The organism is Bergeyella zoohelcum ATCC 43767, from assembly GCF_000301075.1.
Classification (GTDB): Bacteria; Bacteroidota; Bacteroidia; order Flavobacteriales; family Weeksellaceae; genus Bergeyella; species Bergeyella zoohelcum.
In genome coordinates, this window is the sequence record NZ_JH932293.1 from 2,029,139 (window position 1) to 2,045,297 (window position 16,159).

The 16,159-nt window shown below is 36.1% G+C and carries 13 protein-coding genes, 1 tRNA gene and 1 pseudogene; 7 read left to right on the forward strand and 8 right to left on the reverse strand.

What is annotated here, in order from left to right:
- Nucleotides 1-66: 66 nt before the first annotated feature.
- Nucleotides 67-2,433, forward strand: coding sequence for a TonB-dependent receptor (locus tag HMPREF9699_RS09280; protein ID WP_002664336.1), 2,367 nt, complete (start codon nt 67-69; stop codon nt 2,431-2,433).
- Nucleotides 2,434-2,641: 208 nt separating this feature from the next.
- On the opposite strand, the gene HMPREF9699_RS09285 is transcribed toward HMPREF9699_RS09280, so the two are convergent.
- From HMPREF9699_RS09285 to HMPREF9699_RS09295, 3 genes are all read right to left on the reverse strand, one after another.
- Nucleotides 2,642-2,968 (reverse strand): hypothetical protein, encoded by a 327-nt coding sequence (locus HMPREF9699_RS09285; RefSeq protein WP_002664337.1) that lies wholly within the window; start codon nt 2,966-2,968, stop codon nt 2,642-2,644.
- A gap of 45 nt (nt 2,969-3,013) precedes the next feature.
- Entirely contained in the window at nt 3,014-3,364 is a 351-nt protein-coding gene (locus tag HMPREF9699_RS11365; RefSeq protein WP_002664338.1) for a hypothetical protein, read from the reverse strand.
- A gap of 227 nt (nt 3,365-3,591) precedes the next feature.
- Complete coding sequence (locus HMPREF9699_RS09295; protein WP_002664339.1) at nt 3,592-4,119, reverse strand: YceI family protein; 528 nt, start codon at nt 4,117-4,119, stop codon at nt 3,592-3,594.
- 198 nt (nt 4,120-4,317) lie between these two features.
- Here HMPREF9699_RS09295 and HMPREF9699_RS09300 point away from each other — a divergent pair.
- Nucleotides 4,318-4,404, forward strand: a tRNA-Ser gene (locus HMPREF9699_RS09300).
- A 17-nt stretch (nt 4,405-4,421) separates the two neighbouring features.
- Here the strand turns inward: HMPREF9699_RS09300 and HMPREF9699_RS11235 are convergent.
- The 4 genes from HMPREF9699_RS11235 to dnaE all read right to left on the reverse strand — a co-directional run bounded on the left by HMPREF9699_RS11235 (nt 4,422) and on the right by dnaE (nt 11,732).
- The gene (locus HMPREF9699_RS11235; protein ID WP_155799886.1) at nt 4,422-4,598 is read right to left on the reverse strand and encodes a hypothetical protein; all 177 of its coding nucleotides are present in this window, start codon (nt 4,596-4,598) and stop codon (nt 4,422-4,424) included.
- 194 nt (nt 4,599-4,792) lie between these two features.
- On the reverse strand, nt 4,793-5,356 hold the full coding sequence (locus HMPREF9699_RS09305; protein ID WP_002664340.1) for a hypothetical protein: 564 nt from the start codon (nt 5,354-5,356) through the stop codon (nt 4,793-4,795).
- 620 nt (nt 5,357-5,976) lie between these two features.
- A complete protein-coding gene (locus HMPREF9699_RS10845; protein ID WP_002664341.1) occupies nt 5,977-6,837 on the reverse strand; it encodes a M23 family metallopeptidase in 861 nt (286 codons plus the stop codon).
- A 269-nt stretch (nt 6,838-7,106) separates the two neighbouring features.
- Entirely contained in the window at nt 7,107-11,732 is a 4,626-nt protein-coding gene (dnaE, locus tag HMPREF9699_RS09315) for a DNA polymerase III subunit alpha (protein ID WP_002664342.1), read from the reverse strand.
- Between the two features lie 222 nt (nt 11,733-11,954).
- On the opposite strand from dnaE, the gene HMPREF9699_RS09320 reads away from it, so the two are divergent.
- From HMPREF9699_RS09320 to HMPREF9699_RS09340, 5 genes are all read left to right on the forward strand, one after another.
- The gene (locus tag HMPREF9699_RS09320; RefSeq protein ID WP_002664343.1) at nt 11,955-13,493 is read left to right on the forward strand and encodes a trypsin-like peptidase domain-containing protein; all 1,539 of its coding nucleotides are present in this window, start codon (nt 11,955-11,957) and stop codon (nt 13,491-13,493) included.
- Nucleotides 13,494-13,696: 203 nt separating this feature from the next.
- Nucleotides 13,697-14,230 (forward strand): NADPH-dependent FMN reductase, encoded by a 534-nt coding sequence (locus tag HMPREF9699_RS09325; RefSeq protein ID WP_002664344.1) that lies wholly within the window; start codon nt 13,697-13,699, stop codon nt 14,228-14,230.
- Nucleotides 14,230-14,547 (forward strand): GNAT family N-acetyltransferase, encoded by a 318-nt coding sequence (locus tag HMPREF9699_RS09330; protein WP_002664345.1) that lies wholly within the window; start codon nt 14,230-14,232, stop codon nt 14,545-14,547. The genes HMPREF9699_RS09325 and HMPREF9699_RS09330 overlap by 1 nt, the downstream gene beginning before the upstream one ends.
- Before the next feature lie 268 nt (nt 14,548-14,815).
- A complete protein-coding gene (locus tag HMPREF9699_RS09335; RefSeq protein WP_002664346.1) occupies nt 14,816-15,229 on the forward strand; it encodes a GxxExxY protein in 414 nt (137 codons plus the stop codon).
- A gap of 184 nt (nt 15,230-15,413) precedes the next feature.
- Nucleotides 15,414-15,809 carry an OsmC family protein gene (locus HMPREF9699_RS09340; RefSeq protein WP_034985915.1) on the forward strand — a complete coding sequence of 132 codons (396 nt, stop codon included), beginning with the start codon at nt 15,414-15,416 and terminating at the stop codon, nt 15,807-15,809.
- Nucleotides 15,810-15,964: 155 nt separating this feature from the next.
- Here HMPREF9699_RS09340 and HMPREF9699_RS09345 read toward each other — a convergent pair.
- Nucleotides 15,965-16,159 (reverse strand): annotated as a pseudogene (locus HMPREF9699_RS09345) (IS5 family transposase); the annotation flags it as partial.

Genomic DNA, 16,159 nt, shown 5'->3' on the forward strand with positions numbered 1-16,159 from the left:
ATTCTATTATCCAAAGAATGATTATCATTTCATCTATATAATATTTTCAATAAAAAAATGATTACAATGAAATTTTCAAAAAAAATTATAAGTTTCTTCATCTTATTCTTTGCTATCAATACCATATCGGCACAGCAATTACAGCAGTTTCATGTAAAAGGCAACTGCGGAATGTGTAAAACCAGAATAGAAACCGCCGCTAAAAAAGCTGGAGCTAAAACAGCAGATTGGAATATCCAGACCAAGCAATTAACCATTGATTTTGATGCTACTACTTCCGCAGAAAAAATCCTTCAAGAAATAGCCAATGTAGGGCATGATAATGTGCTATTCCGTGCCAAAGATGCCAACTATGAACAGCTACACCAGTGCTGCCTCTACCCAAGAGATGAAAAAAATGAAACGCCCGAAACAGCCTCTACAGCAAAAGAAAAAACGCCTTATGATGACCATAATCATCATGATGGACATCAGCATTCTGAAAAAGAAAAAAGAATAGATGGCGTGAAAATAGTGAAAGCCAAAGCAGCAACGGCCATTGACAATAAAAGTGCTGGACTTACTTTTAATATCCACCAAAAAGAACTGCTCAAAGCAGCCTGCTGTAACCTCTCCGAATCTTTTGAAACCAATGCTACCGTAGATGTATCTTTTACCAATGCCGTTACAGGAACAAAACAGCTGAAAATGCTGGGGCTAGACCAAAAATATACCGCCCTTACTAAAGAACAGCTGCCCGAAATTAGAGGTCTTGCCAGTGCGTATGGACTCAACTTTATCCCAGGAAGATGGATAGGAGGAATACAGCTCACTAAAGGAGGAAGCACCGTAGTAAATGGCTATGAGAGTATTACAGGACAAATCAATACAGAACTTTTAAAAGATAAAAAAAATCCCGAAACCGATCTTAATCTGTTTGCTGATATCAATGCAAGAACAGAGGTAAATATCACCCATATTTCACCACTGAATGAAAAATGGAAACAAAGCATCTTACTCCACGGAAATACTACTACTGCCAAAAGAGATTATAATGAAGATGGCATTCTAGACCAGCCTACTGGAAACCAAATCAACATTGCCTATTTGTTAAACTTTAATGATTTAGAAAAATCAGGCTGGGCAAGTGAATTCGGGATTACAGGATTAACAGACAAAAGATTCTCTGGACAAGTAAACTATGATAGAAAACTCTCCCAAGCAGAACAAACCGCCTATGGAATAGGAATAGAAACTGAAAGATTTCAAGTGTGGAACAAAACAGGACACATCTTTAAAAACAAACCTTACCAAAGCGTAGGGCTTATGAACCAGTTTACTTATCATAAACAAGATAGCTTCTTCGGGCATAGAAAATACTTCGGAGAACAAATTTCTTATTATTCTAATTTTATTTTCGAAAGCATCATCAGTGATACAAGGCATAAATATAAAACAGGAGCCAGCTTCCTCTATGACCACTATAACGAATTTTATGCTACACAGCCCTTCAGCAGAATAGAGACCGTACCAGGTGCTTTTGCAGAATATACACATACAGCACAAAAATTCACCTTAGTAGCAGGTGCCAGAGTAGATTTTCATAATCTGGCGGGCATACAGTTCACCCCTCGCCTCAATTTAAAATATGATATTACCCCACAGTCCATCATTAGATTATCCGCAGGAAAAGGCTTCAGAACAGCGAATATTTTTGCTGAAAATCAAGCCTATTTCGCATCCAATAGACAGCTGGAAATCCTTAATAAAGATGGAAAAATCTATGGACTAGCACCTGAAATCGCCTGGAACTATGGCATGAGCTTCCAGCAAGAGATGAAACTTTTCGGGAGAAAATCTACCCTATTATTAGATTTCTTCAGAACGGACTTCCAAAAACAGGTACTCCTAGACCTAGACCTCTCTGCACATAAAATGGTGTTTTATAATCTAGATGGAAAATCTTTTGCCAATAGCTTCCAAACTCAGTGGGATTTTACCCTCATAAGAAATTTAGATTTCAGAATTGCGTACAAATACTATGATGTTCAGGCAGACTATTCAGGAGGAAGAAGAGCCGTTCCTTTCATGGCAAAACACAGAGGCTTCCTAAACATTGCCTATACTACCCCTAAAAAAGAGGGCAAATTTTGGTCTTTGGATACCACACTCAATATTGTAGGAAAACAAAAACTCCCAGTAATGACAGGTAGCCTCCCACAATATCAGCTTCCCGGATATTCTTCAGCATTCACCACACTCAATGCCCAAATTTCAAGACATTTCAGTGAAAACACCAGAATATACATCGGTGGAGAAAACCTTACAGGAACAATGCAAAAAAATCCTATCATTGATGCTAAAAACCCTTTCGGTTCCTATTTTGATGGAAGCATGGTGTATGCCCCTATCATGCCCACAAATGCTTACTTCGGCATCGATGTCCGATTTTAAAACTTTCATGATTTAAGCACTTTGCCAAAGTGTTTTAAAAGTACATTAAGACGCAGAAAATTTAAGCAGAATAAAAATCTAGATAAGTTCTAGTGGTATTATCAAATTTTCCACTTCTATAGCATATTCCTCCTCCATGCACCATGGGTTACCATTATAATTTTCTGAATAAAAAAAGGAACGATTTTCATCGTTCCTTTTTTAGGGTTTACCTTTTGTCTTCAATACCAAATTCTCGCCAGCCGGCTTGTGGCATAGCTATTTTCACTATTTTCTTCGCCTCGCTAAGCATTGCTGTAAGTGCTTTCATTTTTCCGTCTAGTTCCTCTGTTTTGGTTTTTAGCTCAGCTTTTAGGCGTTCCTGCTCATCGTTGAGATCGATGGCTTCGGTGCGTGTGCGTTCTAATTTTTGAATAAAATCAGAATCAATTCCTCTTTTGGCAACTTCTGTGGCTTGATTAGTAAGCCCTGTTGCCATTACCTGTGCTTGGGAAATAGTTTCCGCATAGCTTTTTTTAGGTTTTGAACTGCTCATAAGACTCAATTTTTAAAGATTAAACAATGATTTGGGTGTAAATTTTTATTTATAATATGTAGGAAAGTTTCCCCAAGGTGTAGGAGGGTTCCCTACAGATGTAGGAGGGTTTCCCCAAAGTGTAGGAGTGTTCCCTACAGATGTAGGAAGGTTTCTCCAAAGTGTAGGAGCGTTCCCTACAGATGTAGGAGGGTTTCCCCAAAGTGTAGGAGCGTTCCCTACAGATGTAGGAAAGTTTCCCCAAAGTGTAGGAGCATTCCCTACAGATGTAGGAGTATTTCCCCAAAGTGTAGGAGCGTTCCCTACAGATGTAAAATAATTTCCTACCTGTGTAGGAGGGTTAAGATAAATAAAAGACCGTCTTCGAATAGTGTAAAAATATAAAAAAAATTCCATAAGAAAAGATTTTTTTATGAATAATTAGGCAAAAACATAAAAAAACACCATTCTAATAACAATGAAAACTAAAACCACTTAAAGACATAGAGAAAGGTACAATGCTACTGTGTGATTTTAAATTTGACTTACTAAAATTTTATATTACTAACAGCAACGGTATAAAAAAATCAGAGCTTCTACAATCATTGTAAAAGCCCTGATATGAGTTAGTGATGGAGTTATATTTAGTTTTGTTTTGCGAATTGCAATTCTCCTTCGATTCTTACTTCGTCACTTACCAAAACCCCTCCTGTTTCCAAAGCGGCATTCCAGTTGAGCCCGAAATCTTTTCTGTTAATTTTTCCTTTTACAGAGAAACCTAATTTTTCATTTCCCCAAGGATCTTTGCTCACCCCTCCAAAATCTACTGCCAAAGCCACTTCTTTGGTAACATCTTTTATGGTAAGGTTTCCTACCAAAGTGAACTCGTCATCTGATTTTTTGGTAAGAGAAGTTCCTTCAAATTTCATTTCTGGGAAGTTTTCTACATCGAAGAAATCGGCACTACGCAAGTGGTTGTCTCTGTCTTCGTTGTTAGTAAAAATAGAAGTAGTTTTTACCTGTGCATTTACTTTTGAAGTAGCGAAATCTTCGCCAAGAATTTCCACTGAAAAATCTTTGAAACTTCCTTTTACATTAGAAATCATAAGGTGTTTTACCTTGAAATTCAATTCACTGTGAGCGGTATCTAATGACCATTTTACTGTTGACATATTTTCTTTAGTTTTAAATTCGGGGCAAAGGTAGTCGGTTTTTTGCACTCGGTCATTGATGTAAGTCAAGAAGTGATTTTTTTTGTTTTTTATGATGGGACTGAAATGAATTGTACTTGGAGTTAAATGTGCCTCAATTACTTTTTACGATAATATTTGTTTTTTTATACATAATTGCTTACTTTTGCTCACCGAAAAAGAAAGGTGCTCGAGTGGTTGAAGAGGCTACCCTGGAAAGGTAGTATACGGGTAACCGTATCGAGGGTTCGAATCCCTTCCTTTCTGCTGAAAATCCCTGTAATTTATTTGGTTACAGGGATTCTTGTTTTTAGATGAAAATCATTGTTTTTGGATAATGCTTCCCAATTATGATTACGATGAAAATACATCTCATCAGTATCACAATTCCTATTTTTAGCTCGTAGTTCTCTAATTCTGTCTATTCCTGCGGCAGAAAAAGGTTTATGATTAATTTTCACAAGTGGATCAAAAGAGATGAGAAGTTGTGTTCTACAGCCAAGAAAACCCCGCAGAAACCACTTCTAAAGACTGCCCAATGCCACAAAAAAGCAGTTCTTCTATGCTGCTGAAAAGCCATTGGAGCTTCCGTTCCATGGGCTTTCATTTCGTGTCCTTCCGACAAGGCAAAAACTTAGTTATTAGCCATAGTTCTTTATTGGATTTTGGTTCTAAAATATCCTCTACCTTTATGAGTGCTTTTTGTAATATCATCTATTTCCAAAGACGAAAAGTCAATAAATCCATAAATACTATCGCCTTTCTTGTATTCAGTTTTATCTAAAATAAGTTTTGAATTATTAAAAAAATGTCTAGTCGGTTTTGGCTTTATTTCTCTACCATTTTCATCAACAGTTATTGAAATATTATCTGTTGCGTGAAATGGTTGAATTCTGTGTTTTTTATCAAAATATATAATATTAAAACCTTGAGATGAAAAACCTGTAGAATAGCCAATATTGATTTTTAGTGTATCATTTTTTATTTCTGCATTACAAATGTTTTTATTATAATCATTATTGTAAATAATAAATGAAGTTTTTTTATTTGTGGAAATAGAGTCATAATATAATTCTTCTGGATCAAATAAATTGTTCATTAATTTGATACTATCATTTTTAGAAATTCTTTCATCAAAATTTGTTGAATACCATTCTTTAGGTTTGTTGCTACAACAAATGAGATTTAATATTGCAAAAATTATTATGTTTTTATTCATAACATTCATTTTTAGAATTACAGCTAATGCCCGAATATATGAATACAATACGAAACTCGCAACAGGAAATATTACATTATATAATATTTGCTCTATATTGTTGCTTATTCTTTACTTATCTGTAATTTTGAATTGCTTAAAAGGTATTATACATTAACTGCCGCGTTTAACTCTTTTAAACCCATAAACAATTTGAATACAGTAAGATGAATTTTTCAGATAAAAGACTTCTGTTCTCCACTGGCGTGCACAAAGATTCCAATGTGATTTGGATTCAGTTTGAGAAAGACAAAGAACTTATTGCCCACCTACCCGACCATGCAAAAGAACGCTGAAAATACAACCTCAATATCCTGAAAAAAACCTTGTGTTCATGGCTTTAAAAGAGGTTATATTTTTCAATGAATTTTACAAAATGAAGAGTTTGCTCTACCGCCAGTAAAACCCCGCAGAAACCACTTCTAAAGGCTGCCAAATTCTATGAAAAAAGTAGTTCTTCTATACTGCTGAAAAACCATTGGAACTTCCGTTCCATGGGACTTTACCTCTTTCTTTTATTTTTTAATGGAATCGGTGATTACTAATTTATTGTTGGCTTTGCAATCCCAATGAAAGCTTAGTTATTGATAGCCGGTTTTATTCTTAACCTCCATTTCTTTCTCAATATACTCTACATTATCCCCATTCTTATCTATTACATCATTAAATCGGATTATCAAGGATTTTCCAAAATATAAACTTTTTTTATCCATAATTTGAAAATGGAGGTGAGGCTCCGTAGAGCGACCCGAATTTCCGCAAAGTGCAATTATTTGCCCTTGTTTCACATTTTCATTCACATTTACTTTTATTGAGTTTCTTTTTAAATGTGCATATAGACTAAACTCATTGTTGGGATGTTCTATAATAATATAATTCCCCGCTAAGTTATTTGTTTTCCAGTCGATTGAATAATCTCCGACCTTTTTATAATCATCTGTACAATTATTTATTGAAACTACTTTTCCTGCAAAAGCTGCGATAATGGGTTCGTTAAACGAATAGTAGTGGTGTATATTAGTTTTATCATTACGGAAAGATTTGCCGTCATGTTGAATTACAAAATCATATGCGAATCTTTGAGAAAGTAAATCCCATGAATGAGAGTTCTCATTGGTAGTTCCACCGTTGTACACATACCATTTCCCATAAAAAGGCAAAATGTATTTGTTCTTTGTTTTTGTATTATTTTTTTTATAAATCCGAAGAATTCCTTCTCCAATAATTTGTTTTAGTATTTGAAAAAGAAAAAAAGGATTAAAATGAGATAAGAACTCGGTTTTATAGAATTCTCTATATTCCTTTTTTCGTAACTCTCTTTCTTTAGGTACAAGTGCCAATATGAAAAACAAGCTGAGGAGCAAAAACCATGGGCTTTCTTTTCGTAAAAGAATACCTAATACTCCAATCCATGAAAATATGCTATAATCAATTTTCTTCATATTACTTTGTCTAACTATATTGTTTTCATTTTTTTTACGATTATAAGTTTTTAAAACCTTTACTGACACCCAAATATAAGCGTTTTCTTCAAACTATCAAATCATTTGGTAATAAACTTCAAATAAGGAAGGAAAAGCATTGGCACATTCAGCCCACAAATGATAAACTTTTTTATAATACTTACTTTTTGATGATTTTGTATAAAATTATTTCACCCTTTCATTAAAAGCTATTTTGATGAAAGGGTGAATAATATCAATAAAGTCTGTTAGTTTAAGAAAAATGGAATGTGCTGATAATCTTTGAGCTTTTTTACAAGGTCTTTTTGGATTTCTAGTTTTCCTATCGTAGATTTTGTTTCCAAATTATTTCCTTGAGAAGCATTTTCTATATAGAAAGAGATGGGCTTTTCCCCTTCATATTGTGCTATGAGTTCCCTGAGAAATTCTACATCTCCTCGAGTTAATTTTTCAGGACTTACTAAGAAAGAGATTTTCTTGGCAAACAAATCAAAGGCATCCAGCAAATCAAAAGCATCTGTTACATTGATAAAAACCCTTCCGTCTCTAGAAATGGTAAATCTGAAACGGAGGATGATGAATCTGTGTAGATCTAGCTTATCTCTTAGCCTCATATAGTCTTTATCTCCTAAGCGGAAAGAAAAGCTCCCGCTATAATCTTCCAAAGTGACAAAGGCAAATTTTTCCCCGCTATTATTACCGTCTTTAACGGTGTAATCAGAAATGATTCCTGCGGTGGTAAATTCTTTACTGTTGTTGTTAAACCTTTGTTTTTCTCTGTAGTCTTTAATTTCTTCAAATAGCCTAATCTGCTCGGGACCGAAGTTCTGTTCTCTGTAAGCGTCTATTTCATCTAAAGCAAGGAAATTAAGGCTTCCTTTAGGCTCCGCTTTTTTGGAAGATTTTTCTTCTATTTCATTTTCTTCCATCATATCCACTTCAGAGGCTTCATCTACATCTGGTAAATCATCTACGCTGGCTGTGGCTACGGCAAGTTCTAGTACTTCATCTGCATTTTTGCTGAATAGCACAGCTTCTTTAGAGAAATTTCCTGCTACGAAATCATATTGTACCTTATACTCATCAAGCGGATGTCCTGAGAGATAGAACCCGATGATGTCTCTTTCCATATTGAGTTTTTTCATATTTTGCCACTCTGGAGAAGGGAGGATTTTAGGCGTTTCTATTCTTACTTCATCGGCAAAATCAGCAAATAGGGAGTTTTCCATAGCACTTTTACCCGCTTGGAAACTCTGTCCGTATTTTAGGAGTTTTTCTATATTGGTCTTTCCATTTTCTTCAGCGAAATATTGAGCTCTATGGAAATGGTCTATCTCGTCTAAGGCTCCTGCCAGTACTAAACTTTCTACTACCTTTTTATTAATTTGGCTGGAGGGTATGCGTTCAAAGAAATCCAATGCCGATTGGAATTTGGCTTCTTGTCGGGTCTGGACGATGGCTTCACTAGGTCCCTCGCCTATTCCTTTTATTGCTCCTAGTCCGAAGCGAATTTGTCCTTTTTCGTTTACGGAGAATTCATATTCGCTTTCATTGACATTCGGCCCCAATACATCTACGCCCATCGTTTTACAATCCTCCATAAAGAGTGTGATTTGCTTGGTGTTATTTAGGTTATGGGTAAGTACACTTGCCATATATTCTGCAGGATAGTTTGCTTTGAGGTAAGCTGTATGATAGGCAATGAGAGCATAACAGGTAGAGTGAGACTTATTAAAAGCGTACTCTGCAAAGGCCTCCCAGTCTTTCCATATTTTATTGAGTTTTTCTTCGTTAAGCTGATTGGCTTTTCCTCCTTCAATGAATTTTGGGTACATTTTATCCAGTACATCTTTCTGTTTTTTTCCCATTGCTTTACGGAGAGTATCGGCTTCACCTTTGGTGAAATTTGCCAGTTTTTGGGAAAGCAGCATTACCTGCTCTTGATATACGGTAATTCCGTAAGTTTCAGCGAGGTATTCTTCATTTTCGGGGAGGTCATATACTATTTCTTCTATGCCATGTTTACGATTAATAAAGTTCGGAATGTATTTTATAGGACCTGGACGGTAGAGGGCATTCATGGCGATGAGGTCTGCAAATACGGTAGGTTTCAGCTCTCTCATATATTTTTGCATACCTGGGGATTCGTATTGGAAAATACCTACCGTACGCCCCTCTTGGAAAAGTTGGTAAGTTTTTTCGTCATCTAAAGGAATATGGTCTGTATTGATTTCTATACCATGATTGGCTTTAATGAGTTTAATCGCATCTTTGATAATAGTCAAAGTTCTTAGCCCTAGGAAGTCCATTTTGAGTAACCCAGCACTTTCTGCCACGGAGTTATCAAATTGAGAAACGATGACATCAGAATCTTTGGCAGCAATGGTAATGGGAACAATGTTAGAAATATCTTCTGGGGTAATAATCACGCCACAGGCATGAATTCCCGTATTTCTGATGGCACCTTCCATTTTTTGGGCGGCCGATAGCACGGGATATCTTTGGTCTGAAGGATTGGCAAGAATCTCCTTCATCTCATCCACTAATATTTTATCTTCTGGGGAATGTTTATCGTATTTGGCAAATGCTTTTTTGATATTCATTCCTGGTGTAGAAGGAACCAGCTTTGCGATGTTATTCGTTTCAGGAATAGGGAGGTCTAGCACTCTTCCAGCGTCTTTAATTGCAGATTTCCCTCCCAGTACTGAGTAGGTAATGATTTGGGCTACATTAGTTTTTCCATATTTTTCTACTACCCATTTAATGACCCTATCTCTTCCTTCATCATCAAAATCAATATCAATATCGGGCATGGAGATACGCTCAGGATTGAGAAAACGCTCAAAAAGGAGGTCATACGCAATGGGATCTACATTGGTAATCCCGATGCAATATGCCACGGCAGACCCTGCCGCCGAACCCCTTCCTGGCCCTACAGAAACGCCCATTTTTCGGGCTTCATTACAAAAATCTTGTACAATGAGAAAGTAGCCAGGGTACCCTGTATTGGCAATGACTTGTAACTCAAAGTCTAATCTTTCCTCTATTTCTGGTGTAATTTCATCATATTTAGCTCTTGCTCCTTCGTAGGTGAGGTGGCGTAGGTAAGCATTTTCTCCCCTTTTTCCTCCGTCTATTGCATCTTCAGCGTGTTGGAACTCTTCAGGAATATCAAATTTAGGAAGGAGGACATCTCTTTTTAATGTGTAGGGTTCAAATTTTCCTATCAATTCATCATACGCTTCAAAAGCTTGTGGATAGGCTAAAAATGCCCTCTGGATATCTTCTCTATCTTTGAGATAAAATTCATTAGAGGGGAGACCTCTTCTTCTTCCGAAGCCTTTACCTACGGGGGTACTTTGTTTTTCGCCGTCTTTAATACATGACAGAATATCTTGGATATTGGCATCTGATTTTTCAGAATAGTAGGTTTCATTTTGTGCCAATACTTTTACACCATATTTTTCTGCGAAACGAAGTAGAACATCATTGATATACTCTTCTTCTTGAATGCCATGCTCCTGAATCTGAACATAAAAATCATCCCCGAAAGTCTCTTTCCACCAAGTGAAAATCTCTTCTCCCCTTTGCTCTCCCGATTCTAATATGGTGGAAGGAATATCTCCTAAAAGCCCCCCTGAAAGGGCAATAAGGTTTTCTTTGTATTGGGCGATAATTTCTCTAGAAATTCTTGGAACACCGAAATAAAATCCTTCTACGAAACCTATACTAGAAAGTTTTGCCAAATTTTTATAACCCTCAAAATTTTTTGCCAGAAGCACCACTTGTGTCCTTCTATCGGGGTCGTCTTTGGTAAACTGTTTCTGCTGGTAGCGGTCAGAGATATAAAACTCACATCCTAAAACTGGAATCAGAGGGGACTGTGGAGAGGTTTCGGTAAATGCTATACCCTCTTCCTCTGCTTTTTTCTTATTTTCTTCGTATTCTTCTTGTTTTTTCTTTAATATTTTATTGGTGTTTTCTACTTCGGAAATAAATTTGAAAGCCCCCATCATATTGCCCAAATCTACTAAACCTACCGCTGGGAAATCATTCTTTACTGCCGCATTTACTAATGAGCTTATGGAAGATGGACTTTGTAAAGCACTGAAAATACTATGATTATGAAAGTTAAAATAATTTCCAAGTTCTATATCTTCTATATTTCCAGTAACTACCTTTCTTTTTCTTTTTGTTTTTGCTACCTGCCTTCTGATGACGATGTCAAAAGGAGGTATAGGGCGTGTAAATTTTTGTTTGAGCCTAATGACGCTTTCCTCAGCGATATTATTTTCCTTGATATCAATGATGTCTCTGCGGAGCATTTCAAAGAATACCTGAGCGGTAGCATTTACATCGGCAGCGGCATTGTGGGCTTCTTCAAATGTAGTGTCAAAAAGTTTCTCGAAAATTTCACTCAGTTTAGGGGGTTTTATTTTTCCACTTCTATTCAGTATGGCTGCGTAGTCTTTCCCCAAGTGCATGGTATCCAGCTGAGGAATTTCTTGGAGCTGATTTTCTATTTCTTTTCGGATGAATTCGGCACCGATGATTTTATAGTCGAAATCTATATTCTGACCTACCCCGAAAGTGGCCTTGTCTAATACTTCTTTGAATTCTAAAAGCACTTCTTTTAAATCTCTACCTTCAGTATGTGCCATCTCCGTACTGATTCCGTGGATGGCATAAGATGAATACGGAATATCAAACCCTTCGGGCTTAATGATATAGTCTTGATTTTCTAAGAGTGTACCATCATCATCATGTAATTGCCATGCAATCTGTACCATTCGTGGCCAGTTGTCCGCGTCAGTAAGAGGAGCTTCGTAGTTTTTCGGTAAACCAGTGGTTTCGGTGTCAAATACTAAATACATGGCGTAAAATTAGGGATTTTTTTTGAGGTAAATAGAGCCAAAATGGCAGTATGAAAGGGAGTGGTAAGCCTAGAAATTTTAAAAATTGCTAAAATTGTTTTTGTTTTGTTAAACTTTAGTTAAATCAAACACTATCCCTCTTGGCAGGAAAATATTTTAGCATTAAATTTGTTTTACCGAGAGCGTAAAAAATAATATTAACTAAAAATTAAAATAAAATATATGAATAATATGCTAAAAAAAATGTTGCCCTATGCTTTTGTAGGGGTGCTTTCAGGGGCTACTACCATAGGAGCGGTACATTTACTTGATAGTAACAAAGCAAATACTGAAGATTATAATTATTTTTCTACTGCTAAGAATGATGTTTCCTTTGCTGGGCTGAATTCAGCTGCTGTGGGAGATGATTTTGTAAAGGCATCTAAAGCCGCTATTCCTGCTGTGGTAACCATTAAAAACTACCAAGCGAGAAGTGTAAATAGAATGCAAGACCAAGATTTGTGGGATTTTTTCTTCGGGGATCCTTGGGGGAGACAGAGAAATCAAAGACCGCAACAGAATCAACAAAGAGAGCAGAATATTCCAAGTGGGATGGGGTCTGGTGTAATTATCTCTCCTGATGGTTATATTATCTCCAATAACCATGTGGTAGCAGGTGCCAATAAACTAGAAGTAACACTCAGCAATAAAAAAACTTATCTGGCAACCTTAGTAGGTACTGACCCGAATACGGATATCGCACTATTAAAAATAGAGGAAAAAGGATTGCCTTACCTTAATTTTGCCAATTCTGATAATGTAGAAGTAGGGCAATGGGTATTGGCAGTAGGCTTTCCATTAGGACTGAACTCTACCGTAACGGCAGGTATTGTTTCCGCAAAGGGAAGAGGAATAGGTATTTTAGGCGGACAAGGAAGAGCCAGCAACCCGATAGAAAGCTTTATACAAACCGATGCCGCTATCAATAAAGGAAATTCTGGAGGGGCTTTAGTGAATACCAATGGAGACCTTATCGGGATTAATTCTGCCATTGCTTCACCTACAGGCTATTATTCAGGATACGGATTTGCGGTGCCTTCTAATTTGGCAAGAAAAATAGTGGAAGATATTAAGAAATTCGGAATCATCCAGAGAGGGTTCTTGGGTATCGCAGGTATTGATTTGTCCAATGAGGCACTGATAAAAGATTACAACCAAAGAGAAAAAGCCAATCTGAAATCAGGAAGAGGAGTATTCGTAACAGAACTAACCAAAAATGGAGGAGGTGAAGATGCTGGATTAAGAAAAGGAGATATTATCTTACAGGTAGACCAAACGAGAATTAATGAATTCGGAGACCTGTCCATGGCAGTAGGAAGAAAAAGACCAGGGGATAAAGTGGCGGTAACTTATCTGAGAAATGGTAAAGAAAATACAGTAACCGTTACTCTAAAAGACCAAAAAGGAAATACCACAGCCAGAAGTAAAGCAGATCTTACCGTTACAGAGAAAATAGGCGGAGAGTTTGAGCCTCTCAGTGATCGATTTAAAAGAGATTTTGGTCTGAATAGCGGGGTGGTTGCTAAAAATGTTCAGGAAGGTAGTGAACTGGCGAAAATAGGCATTGTAGATGATTATATCATTATAGAACTGAACGGTAAAGCAATTAATTCACAGAAAGATGTGGAGAATATCCTGAAAAACTATAAAGGCAATGTCCAAATAAAATACATAGACGACTACGGAAGAATGTACACCAAAGGATTCTCTATGCCAAACTAAATCATCAAACTCCCGAAAAGGGAGTTTTTTTGTAGCAAATAGTTGTGTTTTTTAATTTTTACACATCTCAGTGAATTAATAAGAAATTTTATTATCGGTATTGATAAGCAGAATTCTAGTTTCAAAACTTTCTTGACCCATATCAATGAAAAATCTAACGAAAAGAAATACCTTTATACCCTGAAAAATTTAATATTAAAACAATGAAAATAGTAGCTTTTGCAGGAAGTACATCTTCTACTTCCATCAACAAAAAATTAGTAGAACACACCCTAAAGCATTTCGGGGAAAGCGACATCAACTTGTTGGATTTGAACGACTATTCTATGCCGATTTACTCTTCCGATGAGGAGAAAAAAGGGACTCCGGAACAGGCACATAAATTTTTGCAGTGTATAGAAGAAGCCGATGCCATCGTTTGTTCGTTTGCAGAGCATAATTCAAATTTTGCCACGGCTTTCAAAAATGTTTTCGACTGGGCTTCGCGTATCAATAAGAGCGTTTTCCAAGATAAACCAATGCTGATTATGGCAACTTCACCGGGCGGATATGGCGGTAAAAATGTTTTAGATGTGGCTCAAAAAACGCTTCCTCACTACGGCGGAAATATCAAAGGGGTATTCTCTTTGCCGAAGTTCGGACAGAATTTCGATGCTAATGAAGGAATTACCAATCCTGAATTGAAACAAGAGCATATCAACACGATAGAAAACTTTAAACAACAAATCGCACAATAGTGAAACCCGAATTAGAACATTTACCATTGGTAAAAAACGATGAAAAAAATCGTTTTGAACTCGAAAACAACGGTCATCTTGCATTTATCGATTTCGAGGAAAGAGATAGTTTCATTGCCCTTACACACACCGAAGCGGCAGCGGAATTGGCAGGAACGGGAACAGCCGCAGCATTGGTAGAAAAAACGCTACACTACATCGAAGAAAGCGGAAAACAACTGATGCCGTATTGCCCGTATGTGTTTGCATTCATCCAAAAACATCCCGAATGGAAACGCATCGTAAGTCCGAAATTCCCCGCTTACGATAAGTTGTAGAAATAAATAAACCACATAGGTACATAGAAAAAAAAAATTAAAATCCTATGTTTTCTATGTGGTTCAATTTTTGCAAAAAATAAGCAACTTCGTAAGAGCATAAAAGATTATGTATCTATAAGGTTCAAAAATATTTCAATCGCATAGGTCATAGAAAAAATTAAAATCTATGTTTTCTATATGGTTCAAAACCTAAAGAAATAAAACAACCTCATAAATATAAAGTAATCTCTATGCCTATGTGGTTTAACCTAAAATATAAACCAATATGATGATTACCAAAACATATTTGGATAGTTTGACCTACGAAATTATCGGAAGTGCAATAGAAGTTCATAAAATAATAGGAAGCGGACTACTCGAAAGTGTGTATCATCAATGTATGCGTGAAGAACTGAAAATTAGGGGTATTGATTTTCTAACCGAAATGCGTATCCCTATTATTTATAAAGAAAAGTATTTGGATATAGATTTTCGGTGTGATTTATTAGTGAATCAATCAATTGTAGTAGAGTTGAAAGCCGTACAGGAGCTACTGCCTATACACGAAGCTCAATTGCTCACTTATATGAAATTGCTGAAATGTCCGAAAGGAATTTTAATAAATTTCAATTGTTCAAATATTTTTAAAGAAGGACAAAAAACATTCGTTAATGAATATTTTAGTCGATTACCTAGATAGCAAATAGTTAGAAATGTAATAGGTACATAGAAAAAAATTAAAATCCTATGTTTTCTATGTGGTTAAAACCTTTAAAAAACAACCTCATAAGTATAATGCTTATGTAGTTTAACTTAAAATATAAACCAATCGCATAAGTACATAAAATAATCTATGTTTCTATGTGGTTCAAAATCTTAGAAAAATGAAAGCAAGTGTAAAAGCAACATTAGGAAAAACCAATTTCTATACGGAAATTGTAGCAGGCGAAAATAAGATAATTACCGACGAACCTGTAAGTTTGGGCGGACAAAACAAGGGTTTTAATCCGCTGGAAGTATTGGCGAGTTCATTAGCAAGTTGCACGGCTGCCACTTTGAAAATATTTATGGATCGTAAGGAATGGGAAGTGGAAAGCATTGAAATAGATGTAGATATAGAAAACAATACCACCGAACACCAAGCGGTATTTACCCGAAAAATACATTTCAACGGCAATCTGGATGAAAAACAAATCGAAAGACTGCACAAAGTAGCAGAATCTTGCCCAATACACAAGCTACTTACCAATCAGATAGAAATACAAACCGAAATCGTATAAGTTTAGGTTTTCGTAAAGTTTATAAATTTAAAAGTCGGTCAAAAACCGACTTTTTTGTTTTTGGAAATATTTTTTAGTTTGCCCTTTTTTACGGGGATGGGTGAATTAAATGTCTTTTTATAAAATGACACATTCAATACACAAAGATAACAAACTCATCTCGACTTTCTTTTTTGTTTAAATTTTCTGAGTCCTAAGACGATAAATGCAAGGTAATTAAAACCTACCCAACTACTTACGGTAGTATCAAAACGATTTAAAACTGAACGAAAACTATCCATCCAAGAGTTGCTTCTTTCAATGGCGTAACGCTCTTTGTAGAGTTTTTTATCGAAATAATGTTCCGCTTC